Source organism: Pseudomonadota bacterium, assembly GCA_016195085.1.
Taxonomy (GTDB): domain Bacteria; phylum Pseudomonadota; class Alphaproteobacteria; order SHVZ01; family SHVZ01; genus JACQAG01.
Genome location: JACQAG010000029.1, coordinates 1 through 18624, shown reverse-complemented (window position 1 = coordinate 18624; position 18624 = coordinate 1). Strand labels below are relative to the sequence as shown.

Sequence of the window (18624 nt, the reverse complement as noted above, 5' to 3'; positions counted from 1 at the left end):
TGCCCCCGCAGCGCCCGCCGAAAATCACTGCCGCACAGGCGCCGCAGCCAAACCCGCTGTAGTGCAGACCTTCAATACCCAGCCTTAGTGAAATCAATCACTTGGTATCTTCAAACATCGCCAATCCGCGAAGATCGGCTAACGCGCGGAGGAGGGAGCCAGATGCTCTTCTGCTCCCTCCCCCAACTTGTTGGGGGAGGGTTGGGGTGGGGGCATTCAGGGCCGACGCCTAAAACAACCCGTCGATCTCGCCCTTGGCGTTGACGGTGATGTTGTGCGCGGCCGGCGCCTTCGGTAGGCCGGGCATGGTCATGATGTCGCCGCAGAGCGCCACCACGAAGCCGGCGCCGGCGGAGAGCCGGGCACCCCTCACCGGCAGCACATGGCCGGACGGTGCCCCCTTGACGGCGGCATCGGCGGTGAAGCTGAACTGGGTCTTCGCCATGCAGACCGGCAGGTTGCCGAAGCCGGCCTTCTCGAAATCGGCAAAGTCGTTGACGGCTTGCTTGTCGAGCTGGATGTCGGCGGCCCCGTAGATGACCCTGGCGATGGTCCTAACCTTCTCCGCCAGCGGCAATTCATCGCCGTAGAGCGTCTGGAACGGTCCGGCTTTGCCCTCAGCCAACCCGACCACGGCTTGCGCCAGATCGGCAGCACCGGTGCTGCCATCGGCCCAGTGGGTGCAGAGGAAGGCGCTCACGCCCACGGATTGGCAGCGCCGCTGGATCGCCTGGATCTCGGCGGGTGTATCGGTGCCGAAGCGGTTGATGGCAACCGCCACCGGGACGCCGAAGCGGCCGATGTTGCGGAGATGGCGCTGCAGGTTGGCGAAGCCCTGCTCGAGCGCCGGCAGGTCTTCCTTGGCCAGGTTCTCCTTGGCGACACCGCCATGCATCTTGAGCGCGCGCACGGTGGCGACGACCACGGCGGCGGCCGGCGTCATGCCGGTCTTGCGGCACTTGATGTCGAAGAACTTCTCCGCGCCGAGATCGGCGCCGAAGCCGGCTTCGGTGACGACGTATTGGCTGAGCTTGAGCGCCGTGCCGGTGGCCATGACCGAGTTGCAGCCATGGGCGATATTGGCGAACGGCCCGCCATGGATGAAGGCGGGGCTGCCTTCCAGGGTCTGCACCAGATTGGGCATCAGCGCGTCGCGGAGGAGGGCCGCCATGGAGCCCGCCGCCTTGAGGTCTTCGGCGGTGACGAAGCGACGATCGCGGGTCTGGCCGACGACGATGCGGCCGAGCTTCTCCTTGAGATCGGCGAGGCTGGTGGCGAGGCAGAAGATCGCCATGACCTCGGATGCGACCGTGATGTCGAAGCCGTCCTCTCTGGGGAAGCCGTTGGCCACACCGCCCAGCGAGGAGACGATCTGGCGGAGCGCCCGGTCGTTCATGTCGAGGGCGCGGCGCCAGGTGATCCGCCTGGGGTCGAGGCCGAGCGAATTGCCCCAGTAGATGTGATTGTCGATGAGGGCGGCCAACAGGTTGTTGGCGGCGCCGACGGCATGGAAGTCGCCGGTGAAATGCAGGTTGATGTCTTCCATCGGCGCCACCTGCGCGTAGCCGCCGCCGGCCGCCCCGCCCTTCATGCCGAAGCAAGGCCCGAGGCTGGGCTCGCGCAGGCAGATGACGGCGTGCTTGCCGATGCGGTTGAGGGCGTCGCCCAAGCCGACGGTGGTGGTGGTCTTGCCTTCGCCGGCTGGGGTGGGCGTGATCGCCGTCACCAGGATGAGCTTGCCGTCCGGCCGGCTCTTGAGCCCATCGAGATAGTCGAAGGCGACCTTGGCCTTGTACGGCCCGTAGCGGAACAAGGCTGCGGCTGGGATACCGAGCTTGTCGCCGATCGCCTCGATCGGCTGCAGCTTCGCTCGGCGGGAGATCTCGATGTCGGAAGGGACGGGGGATTGGGGCACGGGCGGGCTCGATCCTCTTATTGGCGATTGGCGCGGGGTCTGGGTCGCCAGGATGGCGTCTTACGAACGCCTTGTCCCTTGCCTAGGACGGCATGGTCAAGGGCGGAGAATAGGGCGGGATCGGATGGGAATGCTGGCGTGCGCGCGCTACGACCGCTTCTCCAGCCGCCGCCCTCACTCGCCGACGCTCTGCAGCGGCGGCACGTCGGCCGGCAGGGAAGGACGGTTCTCCCAGAGATAGTCGCGCACGAGCGGGACCGCGGTCTGGTCGCGGACGATCTGCAGCTGAAACACCACCATCGCCATCCGCCGGAAGGCCAGCTCGGAGCCGACGAGGTAGAATTCCCACATCCGGCAGAAGCGCTCATCAAAGAGCGCCGCCGCCCGCGAGCGGTTCGCCTCGAAGCGCTGCCGCCAATGGGCGAGCGTCGTGGCATAGTGCAGACGCAGGATCTCGATGTCGGCGACGATGAGGCCGGTGGGCTCGATCGCGCCGGAAATCTCCGATAGGGCCGGCGAATAGCCGCCGGGGAAGATGTACTTGCGCAGCCACGGATTGGTCGAGCCCGGTATGTCCGTGCGCCCGATGGTGTGCAGGAGCGCCACGCCGTTCTCTGCCAAGAGCGTCTTCATCGAGGCGAAATATTCGCCGTAGTGGCGCACGCCCACATGCTCGAACATGCCGACCGAGACGATCCGGTCGTAGCAGCCGGTCTCCTCGCGGTAGTCGCGGACGTGGAAGCGGACCCGGTCGGCAAGCCCGGCCTGGCGCGCCCGCTCGGTCGCCACCTTCGCCTGCTCCTTGGACAAGGTGAGCCCGGTCACGTCCACCCCGTGCTGACGGGCGAGGTAGAGCGCCAGCCCGCCCCAGCCGGAGCCGATGTCGAGCACGCGCTGGCCAGGCGCCAGCAGCAGCTTGGAGGCGATGAGCGCCTGCTTCGCCCGCTGCGCCTGATCGAGGCTCATGGTCGGCTCGGGGAAATAGGCGCAGGAATATTGCAGATCGGTGTCGAGAAACATCCGATAGAGATCGATCGACAGATCGTAGTGATGCGCCACGTGCTTGCGGGCCAGCTGGATCGGGTTGCGCTGGTGCAGGAAGCGCACGGCGTAGCCGAGCTTGCGCACGAACTTGGTGATCGGCAGCTGCTCGGCCAGCATGATGTTCTGCGCCAGGAGATCGACGAGGTCGTAGAGCGAGGCGTTCTCGACCGTGAGCGTGCCGTCCATGTAGCCTTCGCCCAAGGCCAGCGAGGGCTGCAGCAGGAACCTTGTGTGGAGCCGGCGGTCGTGCAGGCGCATGACGATGTGCGGCTCGCCCGTGCCGTAGCGATGGCTATGGCCGGCGCTGTCGATGACCGTGAGGCTTCCGACCTGGATTAAGCGAGAGAAGAGAATTCCGGCCAGCATGGGCTCAACTCTCTGCCGCGAAGTCCGGCCTGTACTCCCGGACAGGGAAGTCTATGCAAGGACCCGCTCGCTCGGCAAGAGCCCGTAATCGCTTGCAAATCGCCAGGCGGTCGCGGAGCCGCCAATTATAGGGATTTGGGCTCGGTCCCGGCGCCCGCCTACTAGGCGGCGGTCCCCTTGACCGAGACCAGCCGGGGGCCGTGCTTGCGGCCCCAACCCAGCAGGAACTCGGTGAAGGCGTCGGCCGCCAAGGGCTTGGAGACGTGATAGCCCTGAATGACATCGCAGCCATGGGCGCGCATGAAGCCGAGCTGAGCCTCGGTCTCCACCCCTTCGGCCACCACCCGGAGGTTGAGACTGTGGGCCATGGCGATGATGGCGCTGGCGATCTCGGCGTCGCCCTGGCTGGTGGTGACCTCGCTGACGAAGCTGCGGTCGATCTTGAGGATGCTGACCGGCAACCGCTTCAGCCGGTTGAGCGAGGAGTAGCCGGTGCCGAAATCGTCGATCGCCAGCTCGATGCCGAGATCGCGGATGGCTTCCAGGAGGTTGATGACCGCATCGGCGTCGTGCATGACCAGGCTCTCGGTCAGCTCGAATTGCAGGCCGTTGGCGTCGATGGCCGCCTCGGCCAAGGTCCGCTTGACGCCGGCGAGGAAGTCGGGCTTGCGGAACTGCTTGAAGGAAAGGTTGATGCCGATGCGGGGGGGCGCGATGCCGGCGGCCTGCCAGGCCACGATCTGCCGGCACACCGCGCGCAGCACCCAATCGCCGATCGGCACGATCAATCCCGACGCCTCGGCCTCGGCGATGAACTCGCCGGGCGCCACCAGCCGGTCCTTCTGCCGCCAGCGAATGAGCGCCTCGGCGCCGACGATGCGCCAGGTGTCGAGGTCCACCTGCGGCTGGAAATGCAGCTCGAACTCGTCCTGCTCGAGGGCGCGCCTGAGGCTGGCCTCGAGCTGGAACCGCTCGATCGCCCGGGTCGCCATGTCGTCGGTATAGAGCTGGAGCGTATGCCGCCCCTGCTCCTTGGCATGGGACATGGCGGTGGCCGCGTTCCTGACGAGCTCATCCACGGTCTCGGCATGGGCCGGGAACATGGCGATGCCGACGCAGGCGCTGATCACCACCTCGCTGTCCTTGACCTGGAAGCGCTCGCCCAAGGCCGCCAGCACCCGCTTGGCGAAGGCGGTCACCTGGTCGTGGTCGCGGCTCTCGCTGATGATGATGGCGAATTCGTCGCCGCCGATGCGGGCCACCGTGTCGTTCTCGCGCACGCAGGTGGTGAGCCGCTGGCCCACCTCCTTCAGGAGCGCGTCGCCGGAGCCATGACCGAGGCTGTCGTTGATGAACTTGAAATGGTCGATATCGACGATGAGCAGGCTGATGCGGCCGTGGTTGCGCCGGGCACGCTCCACCGCCTGCTCCAGCCTTCCTTGGAACTGCCAGCGGTTGACCAGGCCCGTCAGCACGTCGAAATTCGCCTGATAGCGGATCCGCTCCTCGTCGCGCTTGCGCCGGGTGATGTCGCTGAAGACGCCGACGAAATGCACGATCCGGCCGGCGCCGTCGGTGACCGAGGCCATCGACAGCCATTCGGCGTAGAGCTCGCCGTTCTTCCGCCGGTTCCAGATCTCGCCCTGCCAATGCCCGGTGGTCTGCAGCACGTGGCCCATCGCCTCGTAGAAGCCTTCGTCCTGGCGGTCGGAGGAGAAGATGCGCTGGTGCTGGCCCAGAACCTCGTCCTCGCGGTAGCCGGTGATCGCGGTGAAGGCCGGATTGACCTTGAGGATGCGGCCATGGGCATCGGTCACGATGACTGCCTCCGTCGCCGTCTCGAACACGGTTGCCGCCAGCCGGAGCTGCCGCTCGATACGCTCCTGGGAGGTCAAGTCCCGGGCGATCATGTAGCAGACGCCGCCGACCGGCACCGAGGTCCAGCTGAGCGAGCGGTAGACGCTGTCCTTGCTGCGGCAGCGGGCGAGGAAATTGACGATCGGCACGCCCAGCGCCAGCCGCCGGAGCTCGACCGCGGCGCCGAGCCGGTCCTCCGGATGCAGGAGCTCGGTGAAGCTCAACCGCTTCAATTCGCTCTCGCTGTAGCCAAGCGCGCGGGTCAGAGCCGCATTGGCCTGCACGAACTTGCCGTCGGCGGAAGCGATGCAGAGCACGTCCTGGGACAGATCGAACATGCGGCGGCGCTGCTCATCCGCCTGCCTGGTGGCGGTGATGTCGACGAGCTTGCCCTCGTAGCCGTGGATGCTGCCGTCGGCGGCGCGAACGGCATGAACCGACTCCGAGATCCAGGCGACGCTGCCGTCGCGGCGCCTTATCTGGCTCTCGAAGCCGGCGACCGTGCCGTCGCGCTGAAGCACCGCCACCAGCTGCTCGCGCCGACCGGGAACGAGATAGGGCACATAAGCCCATTGGCTCGTGCCGACGCAGGATTCCACCGCCTCATATCCCAGAAGCCGCGCGAAGGTCTGGTTGACCCTGAGAAGGCGGCCATCGCCGGTGGCGAGATAGCAGCCCTCGCTTGAATGCTCGAATAGCCGTCGGTAGCCCTCTTCGGCGCGCTCGAGCTCCAAGAGCCGGTGCCGATGTGCCTGAAGCCTGGCGGTGATCCGCCAGAGCGTGGGGGCGAGGAAGCCGAGGAGGGCGGCGGCGGCGAGCGCGCTCCTCAGGCCCATGGCCTCCCGCACCGCTTCGCTGTCGAGGCGGCCGACGGCGCCGGGTTCCCAGAGCGTCTGCAAGGCCAAGAGCAAGAGGATGGTCGAGGCCGCGAGGAGGAGGATCTCGGGCGGAGTCGGCGCGAGCCGGCGACGGCCGAGGCGATCGACGATCGCGGCCACGACCCAGACGACCGCTGCCAGGCTCGCCGCCGTGCCAAGAATTGTCGGCGTCCACATCACCGTGACCCCGCGCTTTGTCCGCCGGGCCTAGGGTAGAGCCGGACGTGCCGCGCTGTCGAAGGCATTGCCATCGCGGCAGAGCATCCGCCTCGAAGAGTTGATCGCTGGTTAAAGTTCGAGCTTTCCTCAATTAACCGGCAAATCCAATTTAATAAAAAGCTCCGCAAGACTCTTAGTTTGTACTTGCCTGGAAAAGCTCCGGCCCAGCCGCCGCAGCGATGCTTCGCGCAGCCGAGCCCACAAATCCGCATCGCGATAGAGGCGGCTCACCGCCTCGGCAAAGGCCACTGGCGTATCGGCGATGAGCGTATCCAGCTCATGTTCGAAGCCGCTGCCTTCGGCTGCGATCGAGGTCAGCACCGTCGGCAATCCGAATGCGACGGCGTCCAGAACCTTTCCCTTGAGGCCGGCGCCGTAGCGCAGCGGGGCCACGAACAGGCGGGCATTGCCGAATTCCTGGCTGAGATCGTCGACCGGGCCCACCACCACCACACCCTCTCCCGCCAAATCGGCGAGCGCCCTGCTCGGATTGCTGCCCACCAGCCGGAGGCAGAGATCGGGCAAATCCCGGCGAATGAGCGGCAGCACCGACCCGACGAACCACCGGGCACCGTCGAGATTAGACGTGTGGCGATAGCCGCCGAGGAACACCAGATCCCGGCGGAGCTCGAACGGCTTCGGCGTCGGTTTCGGCTCGACCGGCCATACCCACACCTGAACTCGTACCTTCGGGCGTTCCTCGAGAATGAGGTCGCGCTCGACCGGGCTGTGGACGATGGTCGCGTCCACCCGATCGATCACCGACAGCTCCAGGCGCTTGGTGCGCCGGGCGGACCAGGCCAGCACCGGAGAGTCGGCGACCTCGGCCCGCCGCGCCTCGCGGAGGGAGTGCAGGTCGGCGTCGAGAAACAGCACCGGGCGGCCGGGCAAGGCCCGGCGGATCGGCTCCAGCCACCGCCGGGCGACCCCATGGCGCACCAGCACGACCGCAGCGATGCCCTCGCCGGCGCGGCGAAGATGATCGGCGAGCGAGCGATCTTCCGGCGGATGGATCGTCGCCACCCCTGCCTGGCGCAAGGCTTCGCTGTCGCCTCCGGCATAGGCCGGTCCCTCGACCGCGGCGAAGCGGGCGGCGTAGCCCAGATCCTCGACGGCGCGGAGGAGCTCGATCGTCGCCAGCGATGCGGCGTCCTGGCCGAGGCGCGGCGTGTGCGCGTCGATTACGAGAATGGCACGATCGCGCGCGGCAAGGGACAGCGGCGCCGTCGAGGCCGGCATCGCCGGCGCCCGCCGGCCGCGCAGCCATCGCCACGCCAAGCGCCTTGCCGGTTCCGGCAGATGCTCATAGACCATCCTGGCGAGCACGCCCGCGGCAAAGACGGCCTCGCGTCCGAGCCAAGCGATCCTGGAGAGCCCCCGCATCGAGGCTCGGTAGCGCGGATCGGCGGCGGCTGCAACCAGCAGGGGTCGGAACGAGGGCCACCCTCCCGGCGCCTGCCGAGTTGCGCTAGGCTTGTTTGGGACACTCGGGAGGCAGGCAATGGCAGCCATGATCCAGGGGCCCCGGCTGATGTCGATCGGCGGCGGGGCGGTCAAGGAGGCGGCGTCCGTCCTCGAGCGGCTCAATGTGAAGCGGCCTTTGATCGTGAGCGACGCGTTCATGCGCGACTCCGGCCTGCTCTCCCGGCTGACCGACGCCCTGGACCAGGGACGGATCAAATGGGATCTCTTTGCCGATACCGTGCCGGACCCGACCACGGCGGTGGTCGAGGTCGGAGTCGGCAGGCTCAGATCCTCGGCCTATGATTCGCTCATCGCCTTTGGCGGCGGCAGCCCGATGGACACCGCGAAGGCGATGAGCGTGCAGGCCGCCATGGGCGGGGCCATGCGCGAGCACAAGGTGCCGAAGCAGGCGGACAAATCCGCCGTCCCCGTCATCTGCATTCCAACCACGGCGGGGACCGGCTCGGAGGTGACGCGGTTTTGCGTCATCACCGATACCGAGACCGACGAGAAGATGCTGATCGCCGGCCTCGGCTGCCTTCCCGCCGCCGCCATCGTCGATTATGAGCTGACCATGGGCATGCCGTTTCGGCTGACCGCGGATACCGGCATCGATTCCCTGACCCATGCGATCGAGGCCTATGTCTCTAAGCGGCACAACCCTTATGCCGACAGCTTCGCCCTTGCCGCCATGCGGCGAATCGCCAAATACATCCGCCAAGCCTGCTTCGAGCCGGACAACCCCGCTGCCCGCGAGGAGATGATGCTGGGTGCCACCCAAGCCGGCATGGCCTTCTCCAATTCCTCGGTGTGCCTGGTCCATGGCATGAGCCGGCCCATCGGCGCCTTCTTCCATGTGCCTCACGGCTTGTCGAACGCCATGCTGCTGCCGGCGATCACCGCCTTCTCGGCCGAGGCGGCGCTCGAGCGCTATGCGGATTGCGCGCGCAGCATGGGTGTCGCCGGTGCCGAAGAAGGCAATCAGGGGGCGGTGGCACGGCTATTGGAGGCCCTTCAGCGATTGAATGCCGACCTCAAGGTGCCGACGCCGAAGGCCTATGGCATCGAGGCCCAGCGCTATCAGAGCCTGCTTGAGACCATGGCGAGTCAGGCGCTGGCCTCGGGCTCGCCCGGCAACAATCCGCGCGTGCCGTCCGCGGCCGAAATCGTCGACCTCTACAAGCAGGTCTATGCCTGAACGGAGCCACGTCATGAGCCATTCAAAAGAATTCGCCGACCCGATGGTGCGGCCGCGCTATACCGGCATCCCCACCTTCATGCGCGCACCCTATGCTGGCGAGGATTGGCGGGGCGTGGACATCGGCTTCATCGGCGTGCCCTTCGATGGCGGCGTCACCAACCGAACTGGGGCCAGGCACGGGCCGCGCGAGGTGCGCAACTCGTCCAGCCTGATGCGCAAGATCAACCAGGCATCGCGCATCTCTCCCTATGATCTGGCGCGCGTGGCCGATCTGGGCGATGCCTGGGTCGAGCGCCCGTTCAACCTGGAGACGAGCCTGGAGGAGATCGCCGAGTTCTACCGGCGGGTGCACGCGGCCGGGATCACGCCGATCTCGGTCGGCGGCGACCATTCGATCACGCTGTCGATCTTTCGCGGCATCGCCCGCCATCGTCCCGTCGGCATGGTGCATTTCGATGCCCATTGCGACACCGGCGACGACTATCTCGGATCGAAGTTCCATCATGGCGCGCCGTTTCGCCGCGCGGTGGAGGAGGGGCTGCTCGACCCCAAGCGCACCATCCAGATCGGCATCCGCGGCGGTCTCAACGACATCGACATCTGGAAGTTCAGCCATGATTCCGGCATGCGCGTCGTCTACATGGAGGAGCTCTACGAGCTCGGCGTGAAGCGGGTGATCGAGGAGGCGCGGCGCGTGGCGGGCGAGGGCCCGACCTACATCAGCTTCGATGTCGACGGTCTCGACCCGGTCTACGCGCCGGGCACCGGCACGCCGGAAGTCGGCGGCTTCACCACCTTGGAGGCGCAGCTGATGATCCGGGGCCTGCGCGGCCTCGACCTCATCGGCGGCGATGTGGTCGAGGTGGCTCCCCCCTTCGATCCCAGCGGCAACACCGCACTGGTCGGCGCCTCCATCATGTTCGAGGAGCTGTGCGTGGTGGCCGATGCCTTGGCGGCACGGCGGAGCCAGCCGAAGGCGGCAGAGTAGGGGGGCAGCGGAGTAGGGAGCGGGCGACACCGGTGGCGACGGGGCTGGTCCTTTCGCTTCTCGCCACCCTCTTCATCCAGGTGCTGGTCGCTTATGCGGCCCTCGTCGCCCCGGTGCTGGCGCCGCCGATCGCCGCCGATCTCGGCCTCGATCCGCACCTCATCGGCCTGTTCGTCTCCCTCGTCTACGGCATCGCCGCGTGCTCGGGGCTGGTGAGCGGCGGCTTCATCCACCGCTACGGCGCCATGCGGGTGAGCCAGGCCTGCCTGGTGCTCGCCGCCCTCTCCATGGCCGTCTTGTCGGTGGGCACGCTGCCGGCCCTCATCTTGGCGGCACTCGCCATCGGCGCCGGCTACGGGCCGGTGACGCCGGCCTCCTCCGCCATCCTCGCCCGCGGCACGCCGCAGGCATGGCTCAATCTCGTCTTCTCGATCAAGCAAACGGGCGTGCCTCTCGGTTTCATGCTGGCCGGCGTGGCGCTGCCGGCCTTGACCTTGTGGGCGGGCTGGCGCGTGGCCAGCCTGATTGGTACCGGAATCTGCCTCGTCTTTGCCATCGCCCTCGAGCCGATGCGCGCCGAGACCGACCGCGAGCGCGACCCCATGCGCCCGGTCCTCTCCCTCGGCCATGTGCTGCGGCCGCTCCGGGTCGTCTTCGCCACCCCGGCGATCCGGCGGCTCGCCTTCGCCTCCTTCGTCTTCGCCGGCATGCAGTCCTCGCTCTCGACCTTCCTCGTGACCTTCCTCAATCGCGATCTCGGCATGCCGCTGGTCGCCGCCGGGATCGTGCTCGCGACCTCGCAGGTAGGCGCCACCGCCGGCCGCATCCTCTGGGGCATCGTTGCCGATCGGCTGGTGCCGCCGATGACGGTCCTGGGCGGCCTCGGGCTCGCCATGGGCCTGTTTGCGCTTCTGACCGGCATGGCCAGCGCCACCTGGCCCTTCGCCGTCCTCATCGCCGTCTCCGTCTGCTTCGGCGCCACTGCCGGGGCCTGGAACGGCGTGCATCTGGCGCAGCTGGCACGCCTGGCACCCGCCGGTCAGGCGGGCGAGGTGACCGGCGGCACCTTCTTCCTGACCTTCGGCGGCGTCATGGCCACGCCCAGCCTCTTCAGCCTGGTGCTCGGTCTCACCGATTCATTTCTTGTCGGCTATGCCTTGGTGGGCGGGATCGCCGCCAGCGCCGGCCTGTCGATCCTGCTCTTGCGCAAGCCAACGAGCTGACCCGTTGCGCCGCCTCCGAGGACGGACTAGCCTCCGCCTCGATCTAACTGCTTTATTGAGAAATATAGGTTAGGGAGCGAGATGGGGCGAGCGATGCGGATTCGGCACCTCCGGCACTGGCCGCGCACCGCGGCGACGCTCGCGACGCTTGCCATCCTTGGCCTCGCGTCTCCGGCCGACGCCCAGGGTTTCGCCAGGTCGCTGGAGGTCGGCGACTCGTCCCAGGGCTATGCCAAGTCGCTGGACTTCGGCGACTTGTACCAGGCGACCGTCATCGTCACCGGCACCGACATGCGCCAGCATCCCGAGAGCCTCGGCCAGTGCTTGCGCGAGGTTCTGGTGAAATTGTCCGGCGAGCCCAAGCTGGCTCTGGATCCGCGCGTGGCCGAGCTGGCGCAGCATCCCGAGCCGCTCCTCGTCGCCTTCGACCACCGCGACATGATGGCCGGGCAGCGGATCAAGGACGACCAAGGCACCACCGATCGGCCGCACGCGCTGACAGCCCGCTTCGATACGGTGAAGATCGACAAGGTGCTGGCCGATTTGGGCGAGCGTGTGTGGCGCCGCGAGCGGCCGACCATCGTTCCGGTGCTGTCGATCCGCGGCTTCTCCGGCAATGCCTATCTCCTCAGCATCGACAACCAGAACGCCGCCGATCAGCGCACCTCCTTCGCCGATCGGGCACGCGAATACGGCATTGCCTTGCGCATCCCGAGCGAAGCCGATCTCGCTGGCTGGGGTGTCGCTCCCGGCGCCTTCCCCTCGCCTGAACGCGGCGATCGCCCCGACCAGGCGGTGGTCGCCGGCACGCTCGAGTTCAAGGAGGCTGTGCCGGGTTGGGTCGGTGAGTGGCGGATGCGATGGCAAGGCGTCGACTACACCTGGCGCATCAGCGGCGTCAGCTACGACGAGGCGTTCCGGGACGTCGTGCGCGGTGTCGTCCGCCTCGCATCGGGCCATGGCGGGCCGGAGTAGTAAGCCACAGAGCCTCGGGAACACCTAAAATGTGGAGTGAACAATCACTATTTGTGCAATAGATACCCCGGCGCTAGCGTATAGCGCTGCTCAAGATCGGATTAGTCCAGATGCCTATCGTCCGGTTCAGCGGTACTGAGGCGTCGACTGCTATCAAAGAGGCTGAGGCGCTCAAAGACGCAATCAATCGTCAGGTCGAAGTTTCCCGCCATTTCTTTAAGACGGTCCAGGAGCTGGAAGACGTTATAAGTAAGCTTCCTCCGGAATCCGAATCTGAAAAAAAACGGCTTGAAGATATCCGGAATAGGATGTTCAGGCTGGTTAAGGATATGGCTGCCAATACCAGCACGACATCTAGTTCTGCGGCGGCCCTCATCACGACTGGAACATCGACAGCGCGAGACTGAGTGCCCAATCAAGAATCTGAAACGGATGCCAGGGCGGCTCTCGAAGCCGTTGAGCGAGCGGCCGCCGAGGTGCCGAATCTCGAGCGTGCGATGGCGGCACTGGTCGCCGCTTCCGCTGCGAGGACCAGGTCACATGTGGCCGTGTGGGTTACCCGAGCGTATTTTTGCTTCATAGCGGTCGTTGTCGCGTATTTGGCATATCGTGGAATCGCGCGCGGCGAAAATGTGACTGCCGACCTCATGGATTTGGGCAAGGTAATGGTCTTGCCTGTCGTCACCCTTGTTTTCGGGCACTACTACGGGTCACGCTCGCGTTAGCACCTCAAATACGTTGCCCGAATTAAATCTGGAGCCCCCGCTACTCCCCGACCCTGGCGATCCTCAGCACGTTGGTCGCACCCGGCGTGCCGAAGGGAACGCCGGCGGTGATGACGATGCGCTTGCCCGGTTCGGCGAAGCCGTCATGGCCGGCGATCGCGGTTGCCTTGGCGACCATCTCGGCGAAGTCGTGGATGTCCTCGGTGTGCACCCAATGCACGCCCCAGAGAAAGGCGAGCCGCCTCGCCGTAGTGAGATTGGCAGTGAGGCCCAGGATCGGCGCATCGGGGCGCTCGCGGGCGGCTCGGAGCGCGGTCGAGCCGGAATTGGTGAAGGTGACGATGCAGGCCGCACTCACCGTATGGGCGACCTGGCGGGCCGCGGCACTGATCGCATCGGCGGTGGTCGGCTCCGGATCGGCATGCACCGCATCCATCATCGCGCGGTAGAGCGGATCCCGCTCGGTGCGTTGGATGATGCGGTCCATCATGGTGATGGCTTCCAAGGGATAGTCGCCCGAGGCCGTCTCCGCCGACAGCATCACCGCATCCGCACCGTCATAGACGGCGGTGGCGACGTCGGAGGCCTCGGCCCGGGTGGGTGCCGGCGAATGCACCATCGACTCCAGCATCTGGGTTGCCACCACCACCGGCTTGCCGGCGCGGCGGCAGGCCCGGACGATCTGCTTCTGCAGGCTGGGCACGTCTTCCGGCGGCAGCTCGACGCCGAGATCGCCGCGCGCGACCATGACCGCATCCGCCCGCTCGATGAGCTCGTCCAGATGCTCGATGGCGGCCGGCTTCTCCAGCTTCACCAGGATCGCGGCCCGGCCTTGAATGAGACGCCGCGCCGCGGCCACGTCCTCCGGCCGCTGCACGAAGGAGAGGGCCACCACATCGACGCCGAGCGTGAGCCCGAAGGCGAGGTCGCGCAGATCCTTCGGCGTCAACGGCGTCAGCGGCAGCACCGCGTTGGGGACGTTGACGCCCTTGCGGTCGGAAAGCGTGCCTCCGGTCGCCACCCGGGCCACGGCGAAGTCGGCACCGCACTCCTTGACCTCGAGCCGGATCTTGCCATCGTCGAGGAGCAGCGCGGTGCCGGGCTCGAGCGCTGCGAACACTTCCGGATGGGGCAGGCTCACGCGCGTGTCGTCGCCGAGGGCTTCGGTGAGATCGAGGCGGAACGCGTTGCCGGCGACGAGCGTCACCCGCCCGCCGGCGAAGCGGCCGACGCGGAGCTTCGGGCCCTGCAGATCCATCATGATGCCGATGGGGCGGCCGAGCTCGCTCTCGAGCGCGCGGATCGCATCGAAGCGCGCCTTGTGGTCGGCGTGCTCGCCATGGCTGAAATTGAGGCGAAACACGTCGGCGCCAGCGTGAAACAGCTGGCGGATCTCGCTCAAGCCGGAACTCGCCGGCCCCAACGTGGCTACGATCTTGGCGGATCTCGTCCGACGCATGCCTGGCCTCCCCGACCGCTATGCTGCCCTCAGATCGCGGCCGGCGCCACCAGAATGGCTCGGAAGTCGTTGACATTGGTCAGAGTCGGGCCGGTGACGACGAGATCGCCGACCGCCTTGAAGAAGCTATAGGCATCATTGTCGGCGAGGCTCGCCTCGGCATCGACTCCGAGCCGGGCGGCACGGAGAAGCGTGTCGGGAAGGATGAGGGCGCCGGCATTGTCCTCGGTGCCGTCGACCCCGTCGGTGCCGCAGGCGATCGCGGCGATTTGCCGGTGCCCACCCAGCGCCAAGGCCAGCGCCAGCAGGAATTCGGTGTTGCGGCCGCCCCTACCGTGGCCGCGCACGGTCACGGTCGCCTCGCCGGCCGACAGCAGGACCGCCGGCGGCGCCACCGGATGGCCGTGCCGGACCGAGGCCAGAGCGATTCCGGCCATGGCGCGGGCGACCTCGCGGGCCTCGCCCTCGATCGCGTCGCCCAGGATGAGCGGCCGCAATCCGAGATCGCGCGCGCGCTCAGCGGCGCGCTCGAGCGCATCGAGCGGCCGGGCGATGAGCCTGAGGCGCGCACGGGCGAGGCTGGGGTCTCCCGGCTTCGGGGTCTCGTCGCTCGCTCTCTCGAGGCGGCGGGCGACCGTCTCCGGCGGCTCGATCCGATATTTCGCCAAGACCGCGCGCGCATCGGCGAAGGTCGAGGGATCGGGCACCGTCGGGCCCGAGCCGATGATCGCCGGATCGTCGCCCGGCACGTCGGAGATGATGAGCGAGACGATCTCGGCTGGATAGGAAGCGGCCGCGAGCCTCCCGCCCTTGATCGCCGAGAGATGCTTGCGCACGACGTTCATCTCGTCGATGGCCGCACCCGAACGGAGCAGCGCCTGGTTTACCTGCTGCTTATCCGCGAGGCTGATGCCGGGGGCGGGCAACGGCATCAAGGCGGAGGCGCCGCCTGAGATCAGCGCCAGCACCAGATCGTCGGCGCCGAGCCCGCCGACCGCGGCCAAGATGCGTTCGGCCGCCGCCGCACCGGCGGCATCGGGCACGGGATGGGAGGATTCCATCACCTCGATGGAGCGGCAGGGCAGGGCCTGGCCGTAGCGCGTCACCACGACGCCGCTCAGCGGCCCCGACCAATGCTCTTCCACCGCCAGCGCCATCGAGGCAGCGGCCTTGCCGGCCCCGACCACCACGGTGCGGCCCTTGGGCTTGGGCGGCAGATGCTTCGGCACCACGCGCCTGGGGTCGGCTGCCTCGATACCGGCGTCGAACAGCCGGCGCAGCTTCACGCGTGCATCCATCCCAGCCGATGCCATTCGCCTCTCCCCGATTTTCGGCGCCGATACTAGCCAAAGCGCTCGCCAGCCGATACGGTTGCGCCATGCGGCCTCCAGGCCAGGGAGATGAGTGATGCGGGTCGATTGGAAGGGCGTGTTTCCGGCGGTCACCACCCAGTTCAAGGATGATGGCGCGCTCGACCTGCCGGCGACCGCAGCGCATATCGAGCGGCTGATCCGCTCGGGCGTGCACGGCCTCATCATGCTGGGCACCGTCGGCGAGAACTGCTCGCTCGAATGGCCGGAGAAGCTTGCGGTCATCCGCCAAGCGAAGGAGACGGCGCGCGGCCGGGTCCCGATCCTCTCCGGTGTGGCCGAGTTCACCACGCCGCTCGCCATCCGCTATGCCGGCGAGATGGCGAAGCTCGGCGCCGATGGGCTGATGGTGCTGCCCTCGATGGTCTACAAGGCCGACGGCCGCGAGGCGGTGGCGCATTTCCGCGCCGTCGCGCGCGGCTCCAGCTTGCCGATCATGGTCTACAACAACCCGATCGTGTACGGCGTCGATCTCAAGCCCGAGCACTTCGTCGAGCTCGCCGAGGAGAAGACCATCGTTTCGATCAAGGAATCCTCCGACGACATCCGCCGCTTGACCGACGTGATCAACGCCTGCGGCGACCGCTACATCATGTTCTGCGGCGTCGACGACCTCATCCTGGAGAGCATGATGCTGGGCGCGGTCGGCTGGGTCTCGGGCCTGACCAATGCGTTTCCGGCGGAATCGGCGCGGCTCTACGAGCTGGCCTTGGCCGGCCGCACCAAGGAGGCGCGCGAGCTCTATCGCTGGTTCATGCCGCTCCTGCATCTGGACTGCCATTCCAAGCTGGTGCAGTACATCAAGCTCGCCCAGGCGATGGCCGGCTTCGGCTCGGAGATGGTGCGGCCGCCGCGCCTCAAGCTGGAAGGGGCCGAGCGCGAGCGCATCCAGCAGATCATCCGCCGGGCAATGGACGCGCGCCCGAAGCTCGCGGCTTAGCCGATCCAAAATACCGGTCGCCTCGTAGAAGGGGCGATCGGCGGCATCGCTACGGCCACCGGCCGCGGCGGTGCCTTGTCTTTGCGGCATGCCGAGTCCGCGGACCGGCGCGTCTCGACCCGATCACGCCTGCGTGACGTCTCCGCCTCGATGCATCCGCTCCGGGGATCGGCTCGTATCCATGGCGATCGCTGATTGGAGAGCGATCGCCACCGATCCCCATTCGAAGGACAGAGATCACCATGGCGAACACTCCGTCGATTCCGACCTCGACTCTCATTCAGCCAAGCCGCCGCGGCTTTCTCTCCGGCAGCGGCAAAGCCGTGCTGTCCGCGACCGCGGTCGCCATGATCGTCGGCTGCGAGAGCCTGGCGCAGCAAAGCATGTCGGATCCGGCAAACGACGCGAAAATCCTGAATGTGGCGCTCGGCCTCGAGCACGAGGCGATCAACGCCTATCAGCTCGGCGCCGAGAGCGGGCTCTTGCAGAAGCCGGTCTTGGACGTGGCCGTGCTCTTTCAGAGCCATCACAAGGAGCATCGCGACGCGCTCATCGCCACCATCCGCAAGCTCGGCGGCACTCCGGTCGCCGAGAAGGCGAAGAGCGACTACGCAACCGCGCTCAATGCCGCCACGCTGAAGAGCCAGACCGATGTTCTGAAGCTGGCGGCGCGCTTGGAGCGGGGTGCCGCCAACGCCTATCTCGGCGTGATCCCCTCGTTCAAGGACAGCGGCCTGGCCCAGGTTTCGGCCCGGCTCGCCGCCGACGAGACCATGCATTGGACGGCACTCACCGGCGCTTTGGCCGAGAACCTCCCGGCGAAGGCGCTCACCTTCGGGGCCTAGAGGGCGTCAGGGTCCTCTTCGCCCAGACGCCCTGTCCAAGCCCCCGGGCAGGGCGCGGGAGGGGGCGTGAGCCCCCTCCCGAATCGTTTGTCCCTTGCACCTTCAACGATCCCCCATGCGCAATCTCGCCGCGCTTTTCCTCGTCCTCGCCTTGGCCTTTGCCGCGTCCGGCACCAAGGCCGCCGGCGATGCCGATGCCGGCGCCGAGCTCTACGAGTTCACCTGCACCGGCTGTCATGCCCTCGATTTCAACCGGGTCGGTCCCAAGCACCGGGCGTCTATGGCCGCAAGGCCGGCAGCCTTCCGGATTTCGACTATTCCCCGGCGCTCCGAGCCGCCTCGATCGTCTGGGACGAGGCCACGCTGGATCGCTGGCTAACCAACCCGGAGGCCTTCATTGCCGGCCAGCGCATGAATTTCCGCGTGAACGGTGCCGAGACCCGCTCCGACATCATCGCCTTCCTGAAGCGGGCATCCCGGCGCTGACCTGAGACCTAAGGTCGTCGCGATTTATCCCGGTCGAATTTCCTCCCAGCAGAATTCCAGGGGGCTAGGCCGTGCCTTTCCGGTCATAATGACGCGGGGGAAATCGCCAAACCAGGCGGTCATGGGCAAGTCGATACGCGCCGACGTTCTCTTGATCTCCGTTCTCTTCGCGACACTCGCACAGAGCGACGGCGCTGCCGCTCAGGCGCCGGGCGATGCGGAGGCCGGCAAGCGTCTCTGGGATCGCACCTGCGTCAATTGCCATGCGCTCGATTTTCAGGGCGAGGGCCCGATGCATCGCGGCGTCTATGGGCGCAAGGCCGGCAGCCTCGCCGACTTCGATTACTCGCCGGCATTGCGGGGCGCCGATATCCTCTGGGATGCGACGACTCTCGACCGCTGGCTCACCAACCCCGAGGCCCTCATCCCCGGCCAGCGCATGAACTACCGCATCCCCGCGGCCGAGGACCGCGCCGCCATCATCGCCTATCTGAAGCGCGAGTCCGGGAAGTAGCGCGGCATGTGCGCTTATTCGTTACCTCTCCCACGGGGCTATGGGATTCACGGATCTTGGCCTTGGGTAGCAAGGGCATAGCCTTCCATCCTGGCGGCGAGCTGGTTCCAGCCGTCGCGCATGGTCTTGGGTCCTGGCGGTTTGTAGTAGCAGTT

14 protein-coding genes and 1 pseudogene are annotated in these 18624 nt (G+C 67.0%); 9 read left to right on the top strand and 6 right to left on the bottom strand.

The window, feature by feature from the left end; all coding sequences use genetic code 11:
- Positions 1 to 229: 229 nt before the first annotated feature.
- The 4 genes from HY058_08990 to HY058_08975 form a co-directional block, all read right to left on the bottom strand.
- Positions 230 to 1915, bottom strand: coding sequence for a formate--tetrahydrofolate ligase (locus HY058_08990; protein MBI3497422.1), 1686 nt, complete (start codon positions 1913 to 1915; stop codon positions 230 to 232).
- 174 nt (positions 1916 to 2089) lie between these two features.
- Complete coding sequence (locus HY058_08985) at positions 2090 to 3325, bottom strand: class I SAM-dependent methyltransferase (GenBank protein ID MBI3497421.1); 1236 nt, start codon at positions 3323 to 3325, stop codon at positions 2090 to 2092.
- A gap of 161 nt (positions 3326 to 3486) precedes the next feature.
- Complete coding sequence (locus HY058_08980) at positions 3487 to 6237, bottom strand: EAL domain-containing protein (protein ID MBI3497420.1); 2751 nt, start codon at positions 6235 to 6237, stop codon at positions 3487 to 3489.
- A 129-nt stretch (positions 6238 to 6366) separates the two neighbouring features.
- The gene (locus tag HY058_08975) at positions 6367 to 7662 is read right to left on the bottom strand and encodes a glycosyltransferase (protein ID MBI3497419.1); all 1296 of its coding nucleotides are present in this window, start codon (positions 7660 to 7662) and stop codon (positions 6367 to 6369) included.
- A 118-nt stretch (positions 7663 to 7780) separates the two neighbouring features.
- On the opposite strand from HY058_08975, the gene HY058_08970 reads away from it, so the two are divergent.
- From HY058_08970 to HY058_08950, 5 genes are all read left to right on the top strand, one after another.
- Positions 7781 to 8941, top strand: a complete 1161-nt coding sequence (locus HY058_08970; protein ID MBI3497418.1) for an iron-containing alcohol dehydrogenase — start codon at positions 7781 to 7783, stop codon at positions 8939 to 8941.
- Positions 8942 to 8954: 13 nt separating this feature from the next.
- A complete protein-coding gene (locus HY058_08965; GenBank protein MBI3497417.1) occupies positions 8955 to 9932 on the top strand; it encodes an agmatinase in 978 nt (325 codons plus the stop codon).
- A 32-nt stretch (positions 9933 to 9964) separates the two neighbouring features.
- Complete coding sequence (locus HY058_08960) at positions 9965 to 11155, top strand: MFS transporter (protein MBI3497416.1); 1191 nt, start codon at positions 9965 to 9967, stop codon at positions 11153 to 11155.
- A 93-nt stretch (positions 11156 to 11248) separates the two neighbouring features.
- Positions 11249 to 12130 carry a DUF2066 domain-containing protein gene (locus HY058_08955; GenBank protein MBI3497415.1) on the top strand — a complete coding sequence of 294 codons (882 nt, stop codon included), beginning with the start codon at positions 11249 to 11251 and terminating at the stop codon, positions 12128 to 12130.
- A 110-nt stretch (positions 12131 to 12240) separates the two neighbouring features.
- Positions 12241 to 12537, top strand: a complete 297-nt coding sequence (locus HY058_08950; protein ID MBI3497414.1) for a hypothetical protein — start codon at positions 12241 to 12243, stop codon at positions 12535 to 12537.
- Between the two features lie 358 nt (positions 12538 to 12895).
- Here the strand turns inward: HY058_08950 and pyk are convergent, their stop codons facing one another.
- Together pyk and HY058_08940 are read right to left on the bottom strand one after the other, a co-directional pair.
- On the bottom strand, positions 12896 to 14314 hold the full coding sequence (gene pyk, locus HY058_08945) for a pyruvate kinase (GenBank protein ID MBI3497413.1): 1419 nt from the start codon (positions 14312 to 14314) through the stop codon (positions 12896 to 12898).
- Between the two features lie 29 nt (positions 14315 to 14343).
- Positions 14344 to 15627 (bottom strand): glycerate kinase, encoded by a 1284-nt coding sequence (locus HY058_08940; protein ID MBI3497412.1) that lies wholly within the window; start codon positions 15625 to 15627, stop codon positions 14344 to 14346.
- A 94-nt stretch (positions 15628 to 15721) separates the two neighbouring features.
- On the opposite strand from HY058_08940, the gene HY058_08935 reads away from it, so the two are divergent.
- The 4 genes and pseudogenes from HY058_08935 (at position 15722) to HY058_08920 (ending at position 18469) form a co-directional block, all read left to right on the top strand.
- Positions 15722 to 16624 carry a dihydrodipicolinate synthase family protein gene (locus HY058_08935; GenBank protein MBI3497411.1) on the top strand — a complete coding sequence of 301 codons (903 nt, stop codon included), beginning with the start codon at positions 15722 to 15724 and terminating at the stop codon, positions 16622 to 16624.
- Between the two features lie 242 nt (positions 16625 to 16866).
- Entirely contained in the window at positions 16867 to 17469 is a 603-nt protein-coding gene (locus tag HY058_08930) for a ferritin-like domain-containing protein (GenBank protein ID MBI3497410.1), read from the top strand.
- 151 nt (positions 17470 to 17620) lie between these two features.
- Positions 17621 to 17955 (top strand): annotated as a pseudogene (locus HY058_08925) (cytochrome c family protein).
- A gap of 121 nt (positions 17956 to 18076) precedes the next feature.
- The gene (locus HY058_08920; protein ID MBI3497409.1) at positions 18077 to 18469 is read left to right on the top strand and encodes a c-type cytochrome; all 393 of its coding nucleotides are present in this window, start codon (positions 18077 to 18079) and stop codon (positions 18467 to 18469) included.
- The last annotated feature ends 155 nt before the right edge of the window (positions 18470 to 18624 follow it).

Excerpts from the sequence above, each read along its gene's own strand:
- HY058_08980 (MBI3497420.1), bottom strand. The coding sequence starts at position 6,237 with ATGTGGACGCCGACAATTCTTGGCACGGCGGCGAGCCTGGCAGCGGTC.
- HY058_08955 (MBI3497415.1), top strand. The coding sequence starts at position 11,249 with ATGCGGATTCGGCACCTCCGGCACTGGCCGCGCACCGCGGCGACGCTC.
- HY058_08985 (MBI3497421.1), bottom strand. The coding sequence starts at position 3,325 with ATGCTGGCCGGAATTCTCTTCTCTCGCTTAATCCAGGTCGGAAGCCTC.
- HY058_08970 (MBI3497418.1), top strand. The coding sequence starts at position 7,781 with ATGGCAGCCATGATCCAGGGGCCCCGGCTGATGTCGATCGGCGGCGGG.
- HY058_08935 (MBI3497411.1), top strand. The coding sequence starts at position 15,722 with ATGCGGGTCGATTGGAAGGGCGTGTTTCCGGCGGTCACCACCCAGTTC.
- HY058_08975 (MBI3497419.1), bottom strand. The coding sequence starts at position 7,662 with ATGCGGGGGCTCTCCAGGATCGCTTGGCTCGGACGCGAGGCCGTCTTT.
- HY058_08950 (MBI3497414.1), top strand. The coding sequence starts at position 12,241 with ATGCCTATCGTCCGGTTCAGCGGTACTGAGGCGTCGACTGCTATCAAA.
- HY058_08920 (MBI3497409.1), top strand. The coding sequence starts at position 18,077 with ATGGGCAAGTCGATACGCGCCGACGTTCTCTTGATCTCCGTTCTCTTC.
- HY058_08940 (MBI3497412.1), bottom strand. The coding sequence starts at position 15,627 with ATGGCATCGGCTGGGATGGATGCACGCGTGAAGCTGCGCCGGCTGTTC.
- HY058_08965 (MBI3497417.1), top strand. The coding sequence starts at position 8,955 with ATGAGCCATTCAAAAGAATTCGCCGACCCGATGGTGCGGCCGCGCTAT.
- HY058_08930 (MBI3497410.1), top strand. The coding sequence starts at position 16,867 with ATGGCGAACACTCCGTCGATTCCGACCTCGACTCTCATTCAGCCAAGC.
- pyk (MBI3497413.1), bottom strand. The coding sequence starts at position 14,314 with ATGCGTCGGACGAGATCCGCCAAGATCGTAGCCACGTTGGGGCCGGCG.